The organism is Janthinobacterium lividum, from assembly GCF_011601275.1.
In the GTDB taxonomy this organism is placed as follows: Bacteria; Pseudomonadota; Gammaproteobacteria; order Burkholderiales; family Burkholderiaceae_D; genus Janthinobacterium; species Janthinobacterium lividum_E.
The window spans coordinates 227,568-245,531 of record NZ_JAAOLY010000006.1 but is presented as its reverse complement, the minus strand read 5'-3'; the positions used below and the strand labels follow the sequence as shown (position 1 = coordinate 245,531).

The window sequence follows — 17,964 nt, the reverse complement described above, 5'->3', positions numbered from 1 at the left end:
TTACACTCGCCGCCTGCCGCCTGGTCTACACTGGCGAAAATGTCATCAGTATTGGAGTTGTCATGGTTCGATCTTTCCGGCCCGCGCTGTTGTGCGCCGCCACCTTCCTCGCCCCCCTTGCCGCATCCGCGGGCGAAATCACCCTGTTCGAGGACGCCGGTTTCCGCGGCCGTCCCGTGACCCTGCGTTCCGACACGGGCGACCTGTCGCGCATCGGATTTAACGACAAGACCTCAAGCATCATCGTGCGCTCGGGCACTTGGGAAGTGTGCAAGGACGCCAATTACCGTGGCAACTGCCGTACCTTCGGACCTGGCCGCTACGGCAGCATGCCGGGCATGAACGACGCCGTTTCCTCCGTGCGCGAAGTGGGCCGTCCGGGCCATGGCGGCGGCGATCACCGCCCGTATCCACCGCGCCCGCCGCGTCCGGAGCCGGAGCGTCCTTATCCCGGCTATCCCGGCCACGGCGGCGGCCACCGTCCCGACGCGAATGGCGCCGTGCTGCTGTTTCCCGACGCCGGCATGCGCGGCCGCCCCGTGCGCCTGGACCGCGAAGTGCACGACTTGAGCCGCTATGGCTTCAATGACCGCGCCGAATCGGTCGTCGTCAATTACGGCCGCTGGGAATTCTGCGTCGACGCCAACTTCCGCGGCCGCTGCGTGGTGATGGGACCCGGCAGCTATGGCCGTTTGCACGGTGGGCTCGACCGCCGCATTTCTTCGGTGCGCCGCGTGCGCTGATCGCGCCGTCGGGCGGGCGCCGTATTGTGCGCACGCTGTCCTTTGACCAATTCGTGTACTCTTCCCATAGGCACTTCAACTATGGGGAGCAGGCACGGTGGAATACAAGGACTACTACAAGGAGCTTGGCGTCGAGAAGACGGCGTCCGAGGCCGATATCAAGAAGGCGTACCGCAAGCTGGTGCGCAAATACCATCCCGACGTGAGCAAGGAGCCTGACGCCGACAAGCGCACCAAGGCCCTCAACGAGGCCTATGGCGTGCTGGGCGACGCGGAAAAGCGCGCCGCCTACGATGAACTGGGCCGTAACCAGGGCGCGCAGGGCCAGCCGTTCAGGCCACCGCCGGACTGGGGTTCCGGCTACGAATCCTCGGGCGTCGACGACAGCGACTTCTTTGCCGACCTGTTCGCCCACGTGGGCGGGCGTCGCCGCACCAACAGCACATTCCAGATGCAGGGCGAGGATAGCCACGCCGCCATCACCATCGACCTGCAGGACAGCTACCAGGGCGCCAGGCGCCACATTGTCATGCGCGTGCCCGAAGCGGATGCGCAAGGCCACGTGGTGACGCGCGAGCGCACCTTGGAAGTGACGATACCGAAAGGCGTCACGGAAGGACAGCAGCTGCGCATGAAGGGACAGGGCAATCCCGGCAGCGGCGGCGCGCCCGCCGGCGACTTGTACCTGGAAATCCGCTTCCGGGCCGATGCGCGCTACAAGGTGGAAGGGCGCGACGTGTTCGAGACGGTGCCCGTCACGCCGTGGGAGGCGGCGCTGGGCGGCGACATCGACGTGCCCACGCCATCGGGCACGGTGTCCGTCACGGTGCCGCCCAATTCGCAGACAGGGCGCAAGCTGCGCTTGAAGGGGCGCGGCATTCCCGCCGCCCAGCCGGGCGATCTGTATCTGCTGCTGGAAGTGGTGCTGCCGCCGGCGAACGATGACAAGGCGCGCGAACTGTATGCAACCATGGCGCGCGAGATGGCTTTCAATCCGCGCCAGAAGCTGGGAGGGTAAATCATGACAAACAAGATCATTGGCGAATTGCTCGAAGACCGTGCCCTGAGCCTGGAAGAACTGGCGCGCGCCTGCGCCGTGGAACCGGACTGGGTGGTGCAGCATGTGCAGACGGGCGTGCTGCTGCAAAATGGTCCGCCGGCGGGCCAGCTGACGGCCTGGCGCTTCACCAGCCTGGATCTGGTGCGCGCGCGCCGCCTGCATGAAATCGAATCCGTGTTCGACGCGAACGCCGAACTGGCCGCGCTGGTGGTCGATTTATCGGAAGAAGTGGCGCGCCTGCGCCGGCGCCTGCACGTGCTGGGCGTCGAGTAACCCTCAAGCAGGGTCGCCGTGCCGCTGCACGGTGATCCTGCCAATATAAAACTGCCCGTCCACGACCACGCGGTGCGGGATGCCGGCCACGTCGAAGCCGGGGCCGCCGTCTTCCATCCATTCCTGCGCCAGCGAGTCGAACTGCTGCGGCGTCATGCGCAGCATCTGCGCCGTGATGACGAAGCGCGCGCCAGGTTTCTGTTTGTTGACGAAGTCGTCGATGCCGGCCATATGAATCCTTGTAATTGAAAGTTGACTCCGGGTTGACCCCACTTCGGGTTGACCCCGTTAACGGCCGGGGTCAGACCCCCGGATACGTTGGCACTGAGCCTTGCGTTGGCGGTGTTGAGGGACTCGGCGTCCCCGTCTGACCCCAGACTTCCGCCGCGGGCCACTATCATACCTTCGCGCTCACTTATCTAGAACCCCGCTTCTGGCAGCAGCGGCAACTGCTCCGCAAACCGCTCCGTCAACCACTTGCCCGCCTGCCCCGGCGGCGTGTCGGCGCGCTGGATCAAATAAATCGGGTAATTCTCGCCGTTGTCGACGGCCAGCGGCAGGTGCACCAGCCGTCCCTCCGTCAAATCCTCGCGCACCATCGCTTCGGGCATGTTGCCCCAGCCCAGGCCGGCGCGCAGCAGCGCGTGCTTGGAACCGAGGTCGCCCAGGCGCCAGTTGCGCAATCCCAGCACGCCGAAATCCTGCCCCTCCGTCAGCACGCTGCGGTCGCTGAGCACCAGCTGCACGTGTTCGCGCGCCACGCTGGAAGGAATCGGGCCGGCCAGCTGCGCCAGCGCGTGGCTGGGCGCGGCCACGGGAATCAGGCGCACGTGGCCGACGGCCAGGCGCTCGAAGACGCTGGCCGTGGCCGTCATCCAGCCGCCGAGGCCGATGTGGCAGCTGCCATCCATCACCAGCTGCGCCACGGCGCCCATGGCTTCGATGCGCAGGCGCAGGGCGACGGTGGGGAACTGCGCCTGGAACGCTTCGAGCACGCGCACCAGCACGCAGGTGGGAAACATCACGTCGACCACCACCGATACTTCCGCCTCCAGCCCGCCGGCCAGCGCCTTGGCCCGCGCGCGCATGCCGTCGACCTTCAGGGCCACGGCGCGCGCGTCGGCCAGCAGGGCCTTGCCCGCATCCGTCAGGGTGGGCTTGCGCTTGCCGCGGTCGAGCAGCACGACGTTCAGTTGTTCTTCCAGGTTGGCGATGGTGTAGCTGATCACCGATTGCGTGCGGTGCAGCTGGCGCGCCGCGTGGGCGAAGCCGCCCGCGTCGATGACGGCGACAAAGACGCGCAACTGGTCGAGCGAAGGCTGGCCCGGTTCTCTCATGATGATTTCCTATCTAAAAATTCGATGCTAACCATTTATTTTTACACGGTTTCATCGATAGTAGACCCGAACTATGATGTGTGCAAGTGCAGCAAACGCCGCACCCCCATCTATCGTTCTTGAAGGAGTGCATCATGGCAAACGTACTACACATCAATAGCAGCGTACGCAACAACGGTTCCCTGTCGCGCCAGTTGTCGGGCGAATTCGTCGCCAAACTGGCCGCGCAAGGCGACGCGATCGTCGTGCGCGACCTGGCGGCGCAACCGGTGCCGCACCTGACGGAAGAAGTCATGGGCGCGTTCTTCACGCCGGCGGAACAGCGCAGCGCGCAGGCGGCAGCGGCCGTGCAATTGTCCGATACCCTGGTCGATGAATTGCTGGCCGCCGACGTGCTGGTGCTGGCCGCGCCCATGTACAATTTTTCCGTGCCTTCGACCCTAAAGGCGTGGATCGACCACGTGGCGCGTGCTGGCCGCACTTTCCAGTACACGGCCAATGGCCCCGTTGGCCTGGCCACGGGCAAGAAAGCCGTTATTTTCACGGCCAGCGGCGGCGTCTACAGCGAAGGCCCGGGCGCTTCGTATGACTACCTGAGCACCTATCTGCGCACGGCGCTGGGCTTTATCGGCATCACCGACATCGAGTTCGTGCAAGCGGAAGGCGTGGCCATGGGCGAGGACGCCGTCACCAGCGCGATCGCCAAGGGTCGCGCGTCGATCGAGGCCCTGGCTGCCTGATATACGCCTTTCGAGGGATTGCCAAGCTGGCATGCTTGGCATAAGCTTGCCGGCGGCACGCCGCGTGCCAGCCCGGCGAGCCGTTCGCCATGAAAGTCCCTCATGCACAAGTTGGCCAGCGCAGTATTGTTCGGATGTTCCTTGTTTTCAGCAGGCATTGCGCCGGCGCAGACTGTGCCCCCGGCGCCGTCCCACGTAGGCCGCCACGCCTCCACGCCCGAGGATATCCGCGCCATTGAAAAAGTCGTCGCCGACTTCCAGGCGGCCCTGATCGCCAAGGATGTCAAGCTGCTGTCGTCGCTGATGCTGCACACGAACATCCTGTTCGCCTCGCCGGCCGATGACGCTTTCATCGAGAAAATGCGCGACACGACGGACGTCCACTTCGACGGCGTCCCGGCGGCCGGCTACGTCGGTTTTGCCAACTACATCAAGCGCGAACCCCTGCGCACGGAAGAAAAATTCTACAACGTCAAGATCACCCAGGACCGCCATGTGGCGTGGGTCAACTTCGACTACGAATTCCTCGTCGGCGACAAACTGTCGAACTATGGCGTCGAAGCGTGGCAGATGGTCAAGCGCGATGGTCAGTGGAGAATCCTCAGCGTCGTCTGGTCCATGCATGCCGCAGCCGAGGCGGTGAAATAGGGCAGGCGCCAGCGGCGTTCAGTACAGAGTTGCCTTCTCATAATTTTTTCGCATCGTCTATACTTTCAGTGGGCGTGCCGCCATGCCTGGAAATCAGGCAGGTGTTCAAGTTTTTCCCTGTGCCGCGTAATAAAAAGCAGATAAGTGAGTCAGTATCCTGAGCAAGCGCGATTGCATGTATTCCAACCCTACGCCGGGCAGGGCCGTTGAGACAGGCTACCCGGGGATGTCATTTTTGGAGCAAACATCGTGCCGATAAAGTACGTTGATACGTATGAAATAAATTACACGGCGGAACCCTTGCGCGGTTGCAAACTGTGGGGCGCTTATGTGTCCCTGTACACCCCATCGAGCAACCCCATGCACAGGAACAATATCGTCAAAAAGCACCGCGTGCTGGCCGACCATCCGTTCGCGACGGAAGCCGAAGCCGTCAGCGAGGCGGCCGAGGTAGCATTGAAGCTGGTCGAGCGGCGCCAGCGCCGTTACGTCTTCCACCCCTGATGCCACTGCGCCGCGTCCTGCAGCGCGCGCCAGGGCAGGATTTGCACGCGGCCGGAATGCACGGCTTCCAGTTCCACGTGCGTGACGGGTTCATCCGGTGTGGCCGCGGCGCACACCTTGATGACGAGAAAATGCTTTTCCTTGTTGGCCGGTGTCACCGCCGTCCATTTGCTGTTGAGTAATTTGTTTGGGCGCAAGTTATTGCGATGTGGAAGGTGCATGGCAGGCCCCGGATTGGCGTGATGGCGATCTTGCCATTATCATGCAAGTTACCGCCACGCACGAGGACCGCCATGAAACGCCAGCTGCACCTGCTTGTCATCGACCCGCAAAATGATTTTTGCGACCTGCCCGCCGAATGGCTGCCGCCAAGTGCCGCACCGGCCCTGCCCGTGCCCGGCGCCCACGCCGACATGCTGCGCGTGGCCCAGCTGATACGCGAAGGGGGCAACGGCTTGACGCAGATCAGCGTGACCCTTGACGCCCACCATCGCTACGACATTGCCCACCCCGCCTTCTGGCGCACGGGCGACGGCGGCCCGGTCGCGCCATTTACGCAGATCAGCGCCCGGCAAGTGCGCGACCGATTGTTCCTGCCCGCCGCCAGCGGCGCCTTGCCGCGCGCGCTGGCCTACCTCGACGCGCTGGAGCAAGCGGGGCGCTATCAATTGATGGTGTGGCCCGTGCATTGCGAGATCGGCAGCTGGGGCCAGAATATCCACGCGGCCGTGCGCGCCGCCTACAACGCCTGGGAAGTGGATCATCTGCAAGTGGTGACCAAGCTGAGCAAGGGTTCCAATCCGTGGACCGAGCATTATTCGGCCGTCATGGCGGAAGTGCCCGACGCGCAGGATGCGGCCACCCAGCTCAACCTGGATTTCCTCGCCACCCTGCTGCCGGCGCAGCAGATTTACGTCACCGGCGAAGCGGGCAGTCATTGCGTGAAAGCCAGCACCGAGCACATCGCTGATTACCTGGAAGGGCAGCAAGGCAAGCAGGCCCTGTCGCGCCTCGTCCTGCTGACGGACTGCATGAGCCCCGTCACGGGCTTTGCAACGCAGCAGCGCGACTTCCTTGCCGCCATGCACGAGCGCGGCGCGCGGCTGGCCACGTCGGCCGACGTCTTGCCTGAATTGCTGGCCAACGCAGGCGATTGAGGCTGTCCTGCAAGCGGACTCTGCTGAAATGCTTGCAGTGGCGTACTATTCTGGCTTCAGGAAGTTGGAGAAAACACACATGACCCCGATAGTGCGCAGTTTGCTGGAAACCGATCTGTATAAATTTACAATGTGGCAAGCCTTGCTGCACGGTCATCCGAATACCCATACCGAATACGAATTTGTCTGCCGCAACGCCACGGCCTTTCCCCTGGCCGAACTGAAGGGCGAGCTGGAAGAACAGCTCGACCACCTGTGCTCGATGTCGTTTGCGGACGACGAGCTGGCTTATCTGCGCACCCTGCGCTTCATGAAGAGCGACTTTGTCGACTTTCTGACGGTGTTCCGTTTCCAACGCAAGTTCATCGACGTCAGCACGGATGGCGACACCTTGCTCGTGCACGCGGCCGGGCCGCAGGTGCACGTGATGGGCTTCGAGATTTTCGTGCTGTACATCATCAACGAACTGTATTTCCGCCGCTTCGACCTGGACGCGGCCATGCGCGAAGGACGCCACCGCCTGGGCTTGAAAGTGGAAGCCGTCAAGGAATTCGGCAAGCTGCCGCGGCGCAAGCACCCGTTTGAATTTTCCGACTTCGGCGTGCGCCGGCGTTTTTCCGGCGCCTGGCACGACGAGGTGGTGCTGCGCCTGGCGCGCGAGGTGCCCGAGTATTTCAAGGGCACGTCGAATGTCTACCTGGCGAAAAAGCTGGGCATCGTGCCGATCGGCACCATGGCGCATGAATACATGCAATCGTTCCAGTCCTTCGGCGTGCGCTTGCGCGATTTTCAAAAGGCGGCATTGGAAGACTGGGTGCAGGAATACCGGGGCGACCTGGGTATCGCCCTGACGGACGTGGTTGGCATGGATGCTTTCCTGGCCGACTTCGACCTGTATTTCGCCAAGCTGTTCGACGGCTTGCGCCACGATTCGGGCGATCCTGTCGAGTGGGGAGAGAAGGCGCTGGCCCACTACGCGGCCTTGCGCATCGACGCCAATACCAAGCGCCTCGTGTTTTCCGACGGCCTGGACCTGGACAAGGCGTTTGCCCTGTACCAGCACTTCGCCGACCGCATCATGACAGGCTTTGGCATCGGCACCAATCTCACCAACGACGTCGGCTTGACGCCGCTCAACATCGTCATGAAACTGGTGCGCTGCAATGGCCAGTCCGTGGCGAAACTGTCCGATTCGCCGGGCAAGACCTTGTGCAAGGATGAGACCTTCCTCGCTTACTTGCGGCAAGTGTTTCACCATCCTGCCGTGTAAGGCGCTGGCGCGGGCGTCTGACGCCCGTGCTGCCACTGCGTATTAAAACCCCGTCACCACCGTATCCATGTGCTCCACCTGCGGCGGTGCGGCGAAAAATTCACCGACCAGGCCGCGCCATGCCTGGAAGTCGTCGCTGCCGCGGAAATGCACGGTATGGTCTTCCAGGGTTGTCCAGCCCACGACCAGGCGGTAGGCATCGCCGTTTTCGATCGAGCGCTCCAGGCGCATCGACTCGCAGCCGCGCGCGCGCTGGAACAGGGGGACGGCTTTCGCCACGGCCGCTTCGAAGGCACTGTGCGTGGCCGATTTGATCTGGATGTGGGCAATTTCAAAAATCATGGCAAGTTCCGGTTTTGAAAGAAAGAACGCAGATCTTGCCACAGATTGTGCCCGCTTGCGGGTGGCGCCGGGCCACCTGCCGTTCAGTTGCCTCCGCCGTCCCTGTCCAGCGCTTGCTGCAAATAGGCTTCCAGCTGGGGCACGTTCATGCTGGCGACATCTCTGGCCAGGGCATGGCTGAGCCGCTTTTCCACCTGGGCGTCCAGGCTTAGACGCAACTGCCCCAGGAACTTGGGCGCGGCGACGAGGCACAGCTTGTTGTAGCGCCGTTGCTGCAAGCCCTGCTGCAGCACTTGCGCGATCTGCCGGGCAAACTGTTCGTTCGTATGCTCGACCGGCGTCACCCTGGGCTCGGTCGTGTGCGCCTGCGTGCCCGCCTGGGTACCGGCGCGCATGCCGCTGCCGAAGCGTCCGCTGGCGTCGCTGTTCAAGGCGTTCTCCGTTTCGCGGCCCGCCGGGTTGACAAAATCTTGCAGCTCGCCCAGCTGGTTTTGCTGTCCCAGCGCAAACAGCCGCGCCCGGCTACTGTCGGCCACTACCACCCACGTGACGTCCATCTCGTTCTCCTTGCTGTGCGCCCCGGCTAGTGGGACAGGGCCGCCACGCCGCAGTGCCTGTCCTGTCCGCAGCGGGCCGTGCGCTGTTCGATATCGCTGCCGCCGCAAGCTTGCACGATGGCGTGTGCGCGCTCCTGTTCATTGGCGTGGCGCGTGGCCACCACCAGGCGGACCATGCCGCGAAACGCCGTCTTGCCGTAGTTGCGCCGGTACGGATCGTTGTCGCCGCCAAACAAAGCATGGACGGCCCGTTCCAGCCAGCCGCTGAGGGTGTCGCGATTGCCGACCGTGAAATTGCCCTGCGCGGGGCCGGCCTCGTCGTCGCCCGCGTCCAGCTGCACGGCGTGAGGGGGAAGGCCCTCGGCCAGCAGCCTGTTGCGGGCGCGCTCGGCATCGGGCAAATGGTCGAAGATACGTATCAGGGTGCTGCCGCTGTTGCTGTCCATGGCCCGGCCTTTCAAGTAGGTATGCCTGATTGGACCGGCGAGGCTGTAAATAATTCTGCCTCAGCCTGTAAAATCCTCGATCAAGAGGTAAAAGTTTGATAAATATCCAGTATGGCTGCCAAGTCGCGCTAAGATACGTCTTGGGGAATCAATCTTTCATAGGAGAATCAAATGGCAGCGAAAAAAATTCTGTTTTTGACCGGCGATTTTGCGGAAGATTATGAAACGATGGTGCCGTTCCAGGCCCTGCTGATGCTCGGCCATACCGTGCATGCAGTTTGTCCCGGCAAGAAAAGCGGCGAGACGATCAAGACGGCCATCCACGATTTCGAGGGCGACCAGACCTACACGGAAAAGCCGGGCCATCTGTTCACCCTGAACGCCAGCTTCGACGAGATCGACCCGGCCGACTATGACGCCGTGATGATCGCCGGCGGCCGTGCCCCCGAATACCTGCGCCTGAACGAGAAAGTCATCGCCGCCGTGCGCCATTTCGCCGAAGCGGGCAAGCCCGTCGCTGCCGTCTGCCACGGCGCGCAATTGCTGGCTGCCGCCGACGTCATCCGCGGCAAGCGCATTTCCGCCTATTCCGCCTGCGCGCCGGAAGTGACACTGGCGGGCGGCACGTATGCCGACATCGCCGTCACGGACGCCGTCACGGATGGCCAGTTGGTCACGGCGCCCGCCTGGCCCGCGCATCCGGCCTGGCTGGCGCAGTTCGTCAAGCTGCTCGGTACCGAGATTCATTTGTAACTTTCACCAGCCCGGCAAGCCGCAGCGCTTGCCGGGCGCATCACTTTTCAGATTCGAGTTCTTCATGCATGCGCCGCGCAGTCAACCTTCCCGCAAACAACTACCAGCGTCGCGCTGGCGCCAGCGCCGCCTGGCGCAAGCCGCATCGGGCCTGAGCGCCGCGCAGGAACGCCAGCTGGCCACCCTGCACGAGATTTCCACCTTGCTGGCGGGACAGCACGCCATCGATGCGCTGTGCCGCGGCTTTTTGCGCCACGTGATGGAGTTCGCGCAGGCCGAAGGCGGCACCGTGCGCATCCTCGACCCGCAGCAGGACACCGTGCATATCATCGTGCATGAAGGCATTTCCGATGCCATGGTGGAAGAGGAGCACTGCATCCGCAACAACGATTGCCTGTGCGGCGCGGCCGTGGCGCAGGGCGTGATCCAGATCCGCGATTTTCGCCAGGTCGATGCCCTGCAGCGCTACCGTTGCCAGGAAGAAGGGTTCATCGCCATCGCCGTCTTTCCCATCCTTGCGCGCGAGCAGGTGGTCGGCAGTTTTTCGCTGCACTTTGCGCGTCCGCAAGCCGTGCATGCGCAGCAGCAGGGCTGGCTGGAAACCCTGGGCCAGAGCCTGGGCATCGCCATTGAAAACCAGCGCCTGATCGCGCGCGAAAAGGAATTCGCCGTGGCGCGCGAACGCAGCCTGCTGGCCGAAGGCTTGCACGACAGCATCGCGCAAAGCTTGAACTTCATCAGCCTGCAAGTGCAGATGCTCGACGATTCCGTGCGCCGAGGCCAGCTCGACGAAGCGGCTGAAGTGTTGCCGCTGATGCGCATGGGCGTCGAGCAAAGCTACCAGGACGTGCGTGAATTGCTCGTCAATTTCCGCACGCGCTGGCATGGCAGCGACCTGGAAAGCAAGCTGTCGGAAGTGCTGGCCAAGTTCGAGCTGCAGACGGGCGTGGTGGGCATGCTGGAGATGAGCGGCAACGGCGCGCCGCTGGCGCCCGAGCAGCAGTTGCAGATCCTGTTCATCGTGCAGGAAGCGCTGTCGAATATCCGCAAGCACGCGCAGGCGAGCAACGTGGCGCTGCGCGTGGACAATGGGCGCGATTTTGCGCTGCAAGTGCGCGACGATGGCGAAGGTTTCGCCGCCAACCTGCGCGACAAGAAAACGGAATTGCAGATCGGCTTGCGTATCATGCAGGAACGGGCCGAGCGGCTAGGTGCGCAATTTGCCATCGACAGCACGCCCGGCGGCGGCACGACGATCTCGCTGGCCTTGCCGTCAGCCCGGCGCCAGGCCGCGTAACAAATGAATCATCTCTATCAGGCAACAAACACGTGAACGCACCAATCAAAATCCTGCTGGTCGACGACCACACCTTGCTGCGCAGCGGCGTCAAGCTGCTGCTGCAGCGCAATCCTCAATTCCAGGTGGTGGGCGAGGCATCGAACGGGCTGGACGGCGTACGCCTGACGGCCGAACTGCAGCCCGACGTGGTGCTGATGGACTTGAACATGCCCGGCGTGTCCGGTGTCGAGGCGCTGCAGCTGATCTTGCAGGACCTGCCGCAGATGGTGGTGCTGATGCTGACCGTGTCGGAAAACGCGGCCGACCTGGGTGCGGCTTTGCGCGCGGGCGCACGCGGCTATTTACTGAAAAATATCGAGGCCGAGCAGCTGGGCCAGGCCATTTGCCGCGCCGCCGCCGGCGAATCCGTGATTGCCGACGCCATGACGGCCAAGCTCGTGTCGCAGTTCCGCGCAGGGCAGAACGCGCCCCAGCAAGACTATGACAAACTGACGCCGCGCGAACGCGAAGCCATGGCTTGCCTGGCGCAAGGGCTGAGCAACAAGGAAATCGCGCGCCAGCTCGACGTTGCCGAAAGCACGGTGAAAATCCACGTGCAAAACATCCTCAAAAAGCTTAAGCTCAGCAGCCGCGTGCAGATTGCCGTCTACGCCGTCGAGCGCGAGTTGAGCAAATAAAGATCAAACAAAGCGAAATTAGTGCGCAAGGAATCCGCGATTGTTTGATCTGCATGGCGTTCCGGCCTAGACAACCCTAGTTCCTTTGACGTATGGCCTTGACCGTGCCGGCCCATTACACTCTTAGTCATTCGCTAATCTAATAAGAGAGTGTCATGCATAAGGTCAACGTCGATGGCTTGCTATCGAGCCAGGCTCTGTTCCGCCATATTTCCCCTTCGCAATTAGAGCAATTGCGCCAGGATGTCGTGCGTGTCGAAGTGGAAAAAGGCAAAGTGCTGTTCCGCAAGGGCGAAGTGGCGGAAGGCGCCTATGTGGTGGTCTTCGGCCTCGTCAAGCTGAGCGTGTTTTCCATGGAAGGGACCGACAAGGTACTGGAACTGATTCGTCCGGGCCAGAGTTTCGGCGAAGCCATGATTTTCCTCGATGAACCGTATCCATTCTGCGCCGAAGCGCTTGAGCACTGTTTGCTGCTGCGCATCCCGCCGCACGCGCTGCTGCGCCTGCTGGACCAGTCGCCCCGCATCGCGCGCCAGATGATGAACAGCCTGTCGCACCACCTGATGGGTTTCATCCGCAACGTGGAGCGCTGCTCCGTGCAGAACGCCACCCAGCGCGTGGTCGAGTATTTGCTGCAGGCATCGGACCAGCAGCGCTCGAACGAGGTCAAGCTGGACCTGAAGAAAAGTCTGTTGGCATCGTTCCTGAACCTGGCGCCCGCCACCCTGTCGCGCGTGCTGCACCAACTGACGGACTTGCATCTGATTAAAGTCAGCGGCTCGCTGATCCAGATCCAGCCCGATGCCTTGAAAACCTACCGCCATGGTTCCGCCACCGCGGCCATGTTGAACTAAGCGTTTATCGCTAGGTTTTTTCAGCAGGCAAGGTCAGCCGCCAGAACAGCAGGGCGAGCAAGCTGACCGCCGCGCCCAGCGCGCATACCCCATGCCAGCCCGCCAGCGCATACACGCTGGTGGCGGCAATCGCACCGAGTCCGCTTCCCACCGCATAAAACAGCATGTAGCACGCCACCAGGCGGCTGTGCGCGTCGCTGTCCTGCTTGAAAATCAGGCTCTGATTCGTCACGTGGATGGCCTGGCCCGCCAGGTCCAGCGCGATGATGCCAACGATTAACGGCCACAGGGCCGCGCCCGCAAAACTGAGCGGCAGCCATGCGGCCAGCAGCAGCAGCAGGGCCGCGCCCGTCGTCCACTGCGCGCGCCCCTTGTCCGCCATGGCGCCCGCGCGCGCCGCGCCCAGCGCGCCGATCACGCCTACCAGGCCAAACGCGCCGATGGCCGCGTGGGAATAACCTTGCGCCGTCAAGGGCAGCACCAGGGCGCTCCAGAAAATATTGAAGACGGCAAACATCAGCAAGGCCAGCATGCCCCGCACGCGCAGCACCTTGTTGTGCAGCAGCATGTCCAGCATCGAGGCGAGCAGGGCGCCATACGCGAGCTTTTTGCTCGACAGCGCCGGCGGCGGCAGCATGCGCCACAGCAGCAGCAACAGGGCGCAAGCGATGGCCGCCGAAACAAAATACACGGCGCGCCAGTCAGCCACATCGGCCACCACGCCTGACAGGGTGCGCGCCAGCAGCAAGCCGATCACCACGCCGCCTTGCGCCATGCCGACGACTCTCCCCCGCTCATGGCTGGCCGCCGCGCTGGCCGCGTAGGCGATCAAGCCCTGCGTCATGGCAGTGCCCAGCAAACCCACCAGCAGCATGCCGCCCAGCAAGGCGGCCGTGGAACGGGCGCAAGCCAGCGCCGCCAGGGTGATGACCAGCATGCCCAGCTGGAACAGGGTCAAACGTCGCCGGTTCAGCATGTCGCCGAGGGGAACGAGCAGCAGCAGGGCCAGCGCGCAGCCGATCTGCGTGGCCGTGATGACCATGCCGCTGGCCGCCTCCGTCATGCCGAACTCGTGCGCCAGGGTGGCGAGCAAGGGCTGGGCGTAATACACATTGGCCACGCTGAGGCCGGCCGCCGTGGCAAACAGCCAGACGAGGGTGGGGGGAAGTGCTGTCGTGATGGGAGTCGTTGTGTCGCGCATGGGCTTGTATGTAAGTGGTTTCAAATTAAAACCAGTTGGAGTCTACGCCGAGAAGTTTTAAAATGCAACCACTCAATCCTGGAGAATGCCCGTGGCCAAGCGCAAGAGCCTGAAAACCGATTCCTGTCCCGTGGCGCGCGCGCTCGACGTGATCGGCGAGCGCTGGTCGCTCCTGATCGTGCGCGACGCCTTCGACGGCATGCGCAGGTTCGGCGAATTCCAGAAAAGCCTGGGCGTGGCGAAGAACATCCTGGCCGACCGCCTGCACACCCTGGTGGAAGAGGGCATCTTCACGGTTGCGCCCGCCTCGGACGGCACGGCTTACCAGGAATACGTGCTGACGCAAAAGGGGCTGGCGCTGTTTCCCGTCGTCGTCGGCTTGCGCCAGTGGAGCGAGGCGCAATTGTTTGAAGCGGGCGAGGCGCATTCGACCTTGCTGCAGCGTGGCTCAGGCTTGCCCGTGCGCAGGATGGACGTGCTGGCGCCCGATGGCCGCGTCTTGCAGGCGGGCGATACGGTCGTGCACAAGGTGTTGCCGCAATGAAGCGCGTGGCCGTGCTGGGCGCAGGGATCACGGGCGTGACGACAGCCTATGCATTGGCGAAACGGGGCGTGGACGTGACCCTGATCGAGCGCCACCGCTACGCGGCCATGGAAACGTCGTATGCGAACGGCGGGCAATTGTCGGCCTCGCACGCGGAAGTGTGGAACCACAAGGCAACGATTTTGAACGCCCTGAAATGGATGGCGCGGCGCGATGCGCCTCTGCTGCTGCATCCCTGGCCCAGCTGGCACAAGCTGAGCTGGTTTGCGCAGTTTCTCGCCGCCATGCCGGGTTACGAGCGCAACACCATCGCCACGGCCCGTATGGCGATCGCCGCGCGTGAACATCTGTTTGCGTGGGCCGAAGCGGAAAACATCGACTTCGATCACCGCCGCGCCGGCATCCTGCACGTCTACCGCGACCAGCGCGGCTTCGAGCGGGCGGCCGAGGTGTCGCGCCTGCTGGCGCAGGGCGGCTTGCAGCGGCGCGCCGTCACGCCGCAGGAAATGCGCGCCATCGAACCGGCCCTGGCCGGCCACTTTTACGGCGGCTACTACACGGACAGCGACTCCACGGGCGACATCCACAAATTCACCAGCGCCCTGGCCGACGCCTGCGCCCGCCTGGGCGTGGCCTGCCGCTATGGCGAGGAAGTCGCGGCGCTGGCGCGCGAGCACGGCAAGGTGCGCGTCGCCATGGGCGAAGACAGCAGCCTGTTCGACGCCGTCGTCATCTGCGCGGGCACGGCCAGCCGGGCCATGGCGGCCAGCCTGGGCGACCATGTCAACGTGTATCCCGTGAAAGGCTATTCGATTACCGTGCAGCTCGACGATGCCGCCAGCCGCGCGGCCGCACCGTGCGTCAGCCTGCTCGACGACGCGACCAAGCTGGTCAGCAGTCGCCTCGGTGAAGACCGGCTCAGGGTGGCGGGCACGGCGGAATTCAACGGCGTCAACCACGATATCCGCGCCGACCGCATCCGCCCCCTGTTGCAATGGGTGGAGCAGTGTTTTCCTGGCGTGAATACGCGCAAGGTGATCCCGTGGGCGGGCTTGCGCCCCATGCTGCCCGACATGCTGCCGAAAGTGGGGCCGGGCAAGGCGCCGGGCGTGTACTACAACACGGGCCACGGCCACCTGGGCTGGACCCTGGCGGCCGCCACGGCGGAGATGGTGGCAGAGGCGGTGGACAAGGCGGGTGGCTAGTTCTTCGGCAGCAAATCGCTGAGTGCGGCGCGGCCCTTGACGGTGAGGAAGGGGCCGACCTTGCTGTAGGGCAGCAGGAAGTCGTTTTCGCAGCCGCTGCCGTTCGGGTCTTCCCAGAACGATACGCCTTCCGGCTTCAATGACAGGTGGAAGCGGCCGCGGCCGTCGTAATCCGTGCCCTTGCATTCGGCGTCGATCTTGACGTCCTTGAACAGGGCCTGGCGCAGGCGGTCCGGCAATGCGGCCTTGTCGTCGCCATCGCTGGCGCTGGCGCCAAACCAGTTCCATACGTCCGTTTCCTGGCCCGTTTTCACGTCCCAGGTGCGGAACTTGATGGAGATGCCGCTGGCGCCATAGCCGGCCGCCCAGCGGTAGAACTTGACCGTCACCCAGCGCGGCGACCAGTAGGTGGGATCCGCATACACTTCATCTTCCGTCGTGAAACCGTTGCGGCCCAGGTATTCGCGGCGCGTGGCATAGAAGTCTTCCAAATCCTTCTTGTTCTTCGCCAGCACGCCGCGCAGCTGCGCATTGATTTTCGCGACGCCATCGCCGGGCGCCATCAATTCCACGGTGATGGTGTCGCCCACTTGCAGGTTGCGGTATTGCTTGCCTTCGAAGGTGACGGGTTTGCTCACCTTGGTGGCGGGAAAGTCTTCCAGCGCCAGGTTGTAGGCGTCGCTGGCGCATGACGGGTGTTCGCGGTCGCCCGCCGCTTCCAGCAGGGTCAAGGCCAGGGGCAGGGTCTTGCCGCTTTTCGGGTCCGTCCAGGTGCCGACGAGTTTTCCGCCTTGCGGCGCGTTCAGCGACCACGTGCCCGTCGTATTGCCTTTGGCGTCGAGTTCCTGCCACAAGGTCTTGCCGTTCGGCTTGGCCAGCATGATCGGCGTCTTGTAGCGCGTGTAGTAATAGCTGCCGCTGCGGTCAGACCCTTGCGTGGGGCTGGGCTGGTTGAAGCACGCCACGATATTGGCCTTGCCCACGGTGCCCTGCCACACCCCTTGCACGGGCGCATCGCCAGCCATGGCGAGGTTCAGGGCGGGCAGGGTCAGGCAAGCAAACAGAAAGCGGCGCATCGGTTAATCCTTTCGTGGGCGAAGGCCGATTCTACATGGCCCCGCCCACGAGATGCCACACTCTGCTATGCGCCGGGACGCTCCTGCGCCACGATCGCCATCGCCGCGCCCAGATACTGCAGCATGGCCGCGTCGACGAAGCTGCCCTCCATCAGACGCGGTTCCTGCTGGTGCGCCTGGCGGAATTTCAGCTGCGTGGCCGGGTCCGTGCCCGCATAGGAGCGGAACAGTTCCAGCCACTGCCGCGCCAGTTGCAGCACGGCCGGATCGGTGGGCGGCGTGCGCGCATCGATGGCGGCGCGCACGGCGGCGATCAGGGCCGGCCACTCGCCCGAGCGCTTGCCGTAGTTGGCCACCAGGTGCGCGTATTCCTGCTCATCGAGGAAAGGTTTGTACAGCGCCATGCGCGAGGCGTTGAAGGCGGCGAGAATGAATTGCATCAGGTCCGCATCGATGCTGGTCGTCGCCTGCATCGATGGTTCCTGCGCATGCATGTCGTTCAGGCGCGCGAACAGGCCAGGGTGGGCGCCCGTGTCGCGCACCAGCTTGACCATCCATTCCGTGGCCAGCGCCTGTGCTGGCGCATCGGCGGGGCCCGCGCCCGCGTCTTTGGCAGCGCGCACTCTCATTACCAGTGCTTTCCATTCCTGTTCCACGCCGCTATCCGTCAGCAGCGGCAGCTGTTGCAGTTCTTCGTGACTAAAGTATTTGTCGTACATGGTCATCAACTCCATAGTGGTGAGCCACTCGGCCAGTTCCGGCGCCTGCCCCTGCGTCAGCTGCGTTTGCAGGCTGCGCAGGCGGTCACGCAGGGTGGAAGCCTGCGCGATCTGGCGCTCCAGCATGGCGATCTGCCGCGCCACGATGGAGGAGAGCGGCAGGTCCGGGCCGGCGAGGGCGTTGGCGATATCGGCCAGCGACAGCCCGAACTTGCGCAGCGCCATGATCCGGTGCAGCCGGTCCATGTCGCCGTGCTGGTACAGGCGGTAGCCAGCTTGCGTGCGCGCCGAAGGCGAGAGCAGGCCGATGCTGTCGTAGTGGTGCAGGGTGCGGACAGTCAGGCCCGTGAGCCTGGCCAGTTCCCCGATTTTCAACAGCATCGTCTTCTCCTTATCTTCAGTGCGTGTCGCCACGATGGCGCCTGACGTAACGTCAGGGTCAAGCAGGAATGTAGCAGAGGCCTCGAAAAAACCTGTAAAAGAATCCGTTGACCTTCATTTTTTTGTACGGTATATTTATAAAACCGAACGACGATTGCAGCATGAGCAGCGCGTTCG

At 63.4% G+C, this 17,964-nt stretch carries 23 protein-coding genes; 14 read left to right on the top strand and 9 right to left on the bottom strand.

Annotation, left to right across the window (positions count from 1 at the left end; genetic code table 11):
* The first annotated feature begins 62 nt into the window (after positions 1-62).
* The 3 genes from GYK42_RS11795 (at position 63) to GYK42_RS11785 (ending at position 2,076) form a co-directional block, all read left to right on the top strand.
* Positions 63-743, top strand: coding sequence for a beta/gamma crystallin-related protein (locus GYK42_RS11795; RefSeq protein WP_166447658.1), 681 nt, complete (start codon positions 63-65; stop codon positions 741-743).
* Between the two features lie 97 nt (positions 744-840).
* Positions 841-1,761, top strand: coding sequence for a DnaJ C-terminal domain-containing protein (locus tag GYK42_RS11790; protein WP_166447657.1), 921 nt, complete (start codon positions 841-843; stop codon positions 1,759-1,761).
* 3 nt (positions 1,762-1,764) lie between these two features.
* Positions 1,765-2,076 (top strand): MerR family transcriptional regulator, encoded by a 312-nt coding sequence (locus tag GYK42_RS11785; RefSeq protein ID WP_102121661.1) that lies wholly within the window; start codon positions 1,765-1,767, stop codon positions 2,074-2,076.
* 3 nt (positions 2,077-2,079) lie between these two features.
* On the opposite strand, the gene GYK42_RS11780 is transcribed toward GYK42_RS11785, so the two are convergent.
* Entirely contained in the window at positions 2,080-2,307 is a 228-nt protein-coding gene (locus GYK42_RS11780) for a hypothetical protein (protein ID WP_034759733.1), read from the bottom strand.
* A 188-nt stretch (positions 2,308-2,495) separates the two neighbouring features.
* Positions 2,496-3,413, bottom strand: coding sequence for a LysR family transcriptional regulator (locus GYK42_RS11775; RefSeq protein ID WP_099410583.1), 918 nt, complete (start codon positions 3,411-3,413; stop codon positions 2,496-2,498).
* A gap of 134 nt (positions 3,414-3,547) precedes the next feature.
* On the opposite strand from GYK42_RS11775, the gene GYK42_RS11770 reads away from it, so the two are divergent.
* The 3 genes from GYK42_RS11770 (at position 3,548) to GYK42_RS11760 (ending at position 5,305) form a co-directional block, all read left to right on the top strand.
* On the top strand, positions 3,548-4,153 hold the full coding sequence (locus GYK42_RS11770) for an FMN-dependent NADH-azoreductase (RefSeq protein ID WP_166447656.1): 606 nt from the start codon (positions 3,548-3,550) through the stop codon (positions 4,151-4,153).
* Positions 4,154-4,294: 141 nt separating this feature from the next.
* The gene (locus GYK42_RS11765; RefSeq protein ID WP_166447655.1) at positions 4,295-4,801 is read left to right on the top strand and encodes a nuclear transport factor 2 family protein; all 507 of its coding nucleotides are present in this window, start codon (positions 4,295-4,297) and stop codon (positions 4,799-4,801) included.
* A gap of 300 nt (positions 4,802-5,101) precedes the next feature.
* On the top strand, positions 5,102-5,305 hold the full coding sequence (locus GYK42_RS11760) for a hypothetical protein (protein ID WP_205711366.1): 204 nt from the start codon (positions 5,102-5,104) through the stop codon (positions 5,303-5,305).
* On the opposite strand, the gene GYK42_RS11755 is transcribed toward GYK42_RS11760, so the two are convergent.
* Complete coding sequence (locus tag GYK42_RS11755; RefSeq protein ID WP_046685287.1) at positions 5,287-5,526, bottom strand: TIGR02450 family Trp-rich protein; 240 nt, start codon at positions 5,524-5,526, stop codon at positions 5,287-5,289. The two genes, GYK42_RS11760 and GYK42_RS11755, sit on opposite strands and share 19 nt — an antisense overlap.
* Before the next feature lie 72 nt (positions 5,527-5,598).
* Between GYK42_RS11755 and GYK42_RS11750 the strand changes: the two genes are divergently transcribed.
* Both GYK42_RS11750 and pncB read left to right on the top strand, forming a co-directional pair.
* Positions 5,599-6,462 carry a cysteine hydrolase gene (locus GYK42_RS11750; protein ID WP_166447654.1) on the top strand — a complete coding sequence of 288 codons (864 nt, stop codon included), beginning with the start codon at positions 5,599-5,601 and terminating at the stop codon, positions 6,460-6,462.
* A gap of 79 nt (positions 6,463-6,541) precedes the next feature.
* Complete coding sequence (gene pncB / locus GYK42_RS11745; RefSeq protein ID WP_166447653.1) at positions 6,542-7,732, top strand: nicotinate phosphoribosyltransferase; 1,191 nt, start codon at positions 6,542-6,544, stop codon at positions 7,730-7,732.
* Between the two features lie 42 nt (positions 7,733-7,774).
* Here the strand turns inward: pncB and GYK42_RS11740 are convergent, their stop codons facing one another.
* The 3 genes from GYK42_RS11740 to GYK42_RS11730 form a co-directional block, all read right to left on the bottom strand.
* Positions 7,775-8,074, bottom strand: coding sequence for an antibiotic biosynthesis monooxygenase family protein (locus GYK42_RS11740; protein WP_166447652.1), 300 nt, complete (start codon positions 8,072-8,074; stop codon positions 7,775-7,777).
* Between the two features lie 83 nt (positions 8,075-8,157).
* On the bottom strand, positions 8,158-8,631 hold the full coding sequence (locus GYK42_RS11735) for a host attachment protein (RefSeq protein ID WP_166447651.1): 474 nt from the start codon (positions 8,629-8,631) through the stop codon (positions 8,158-8,160).
* 26 nt (positions 8,632-8,657) lie between these two features.
* Positions 8,658-9,077 (bottom strand): hypothetical protein, encoded by a 420-nt coding sequence (locus GYK42_RS11730; RefSeq protein WP_166447650.1) that lies wholly within the window; start codon positions 9,075-9,077, stop codon positions 8,658-8,660.
* Positions 9,078-9,248: 171 nt separating this feature from the next.
* Between GYK42_RS11730 and GYK42_RS11725 the strand changes: the two genes are divergently transcribed.
* The 4 genes from GYK42_RS11725 to GYK42_RS11710 all read left to right on the top strand — a co-directional run bounded on the left by GYK42_RS11725 (position 9,249) and on the right by GYK42_RS11710 (position 12,661).
* Positions 9,249-9,830: a DJ-1/PfpI family protein gene (locus GYK42_RS11725; protein WP_166447649.1), complete on the top strand. Its 582-nt coding sequence runs from the start codon at positions 9,249-9,251 to the stop codon at positions 9,828-9,830.
* A gap of 64 nt (positions 9,831-9,894) precedes the next feature.
* Positions 9,895-11,127, top strand: coding sequence for a GAF domain-containing sensor histidine kinase (locus GYK42_RS11720; RefSeq protein ID WP_166447648.1), 1,233 nt, complete (start codon positions 9,895-9,897; stop codon positions 11,125-11,127).
* A 32-nt stretch (positions 11,128-11,159) separates the two neighbouring features.
* Positions 11,160-11,807 (top strand): response regulator, encoded by a 648-nt coding sequence (locus GYK42_RS11715; protein WP_166447647.1) that lies wholly within the window; start codon positions 11,160-11,162, stop codon positions 11,805-11,807.
* A gap of 155 nt (positions 11,808-11,962) precedes the next feature.
* Entirely contained in the window at positions 11,963-12,661 is a 699-nt protein-coding gene (locus GYK42_RS11710; protein WP_046685278.1) for a Crp/Fnr family transcriptional regulator, read from the top strand.
* 10 nt (positions 12,662-12,671) lie between these two features.
* Here the strand turns inward: GYK42_RS11710 and GYK42_RS11705 are convergent, their stop codons facing one another.
* A complete protein-coding gene (locus tag GYK42_RS11705) occupies positions 12,672-13,862 on the bottom strand; it encodes an MFS transporter (protein ID WP_166447646.1) in 1,191 nt (396 codons plus the stop codon).
* A 91-nt stretch (positions 13,863-13,953) separates the two neighbouring features.
* Between GYK42_RS11705 and GYK42_RS11700 the strand changes: the two genes are divergently transcribed.
* Both GYK42_RS11700 and GYK42_RS11695 read left to right on the top strand, forming a co-directional pair.
* Positions 13,954-14,406 carry a winged helix-turn-helix transcriptional regulator gene (locus GYK42_RS11700; protein WP_166447645.1) on the top strand — a complete coding sequence of 151 codons (453 nt, stop codon included), beginning with the start codon at positions 13,954-13,956 and terminating at the stop codon, positions 14,404-14,406.
* Complete coding sequence (locus GYK42_RS11695) at positions 14,403-15,611, top strand: D-amino acid dehydrogenase (protein ID WP_166447644.1); 1,209 nt, start codon at positions 14,403-14,405, stop codon at positions 15,609-15,611. The genes GYK42_RS11700 and GYK42_RS11695 overlap by 4 nt, the downstream gene beginning before the upstream one ends.
* Here the strand turns inward: GYK42_RS11695 and GYK42_RS11690 are convergent.
* A complete protein-coding gene (locus GYK42_RS11690; RefSeq protein WP_166447643.1) occupies positions 15,608-16,687 on the bottom strand; it encodes a hypothetical protein in 1,080 nt (359 codons plus the stop codon). The genes GYK42_RS11695 and GYK42_RS11690 overlap by 4 nt on opposite strands.
* Positions 16,688-16,752: 65 nt before the next feature.
* Complete coding sequence (locus GYK42_RS11685; RefSeq protein ID WP_166447642.1) at positions 16,753-17,787, bottom strand: MerR family transcriptional regulator; 1,035 nt, start codon at positions 17,785-17,787, stop codon at positions 16,753-16,755.
* Between the last annotated feature and the right edge of the window lie 177 nt (positions 17,788-17,964).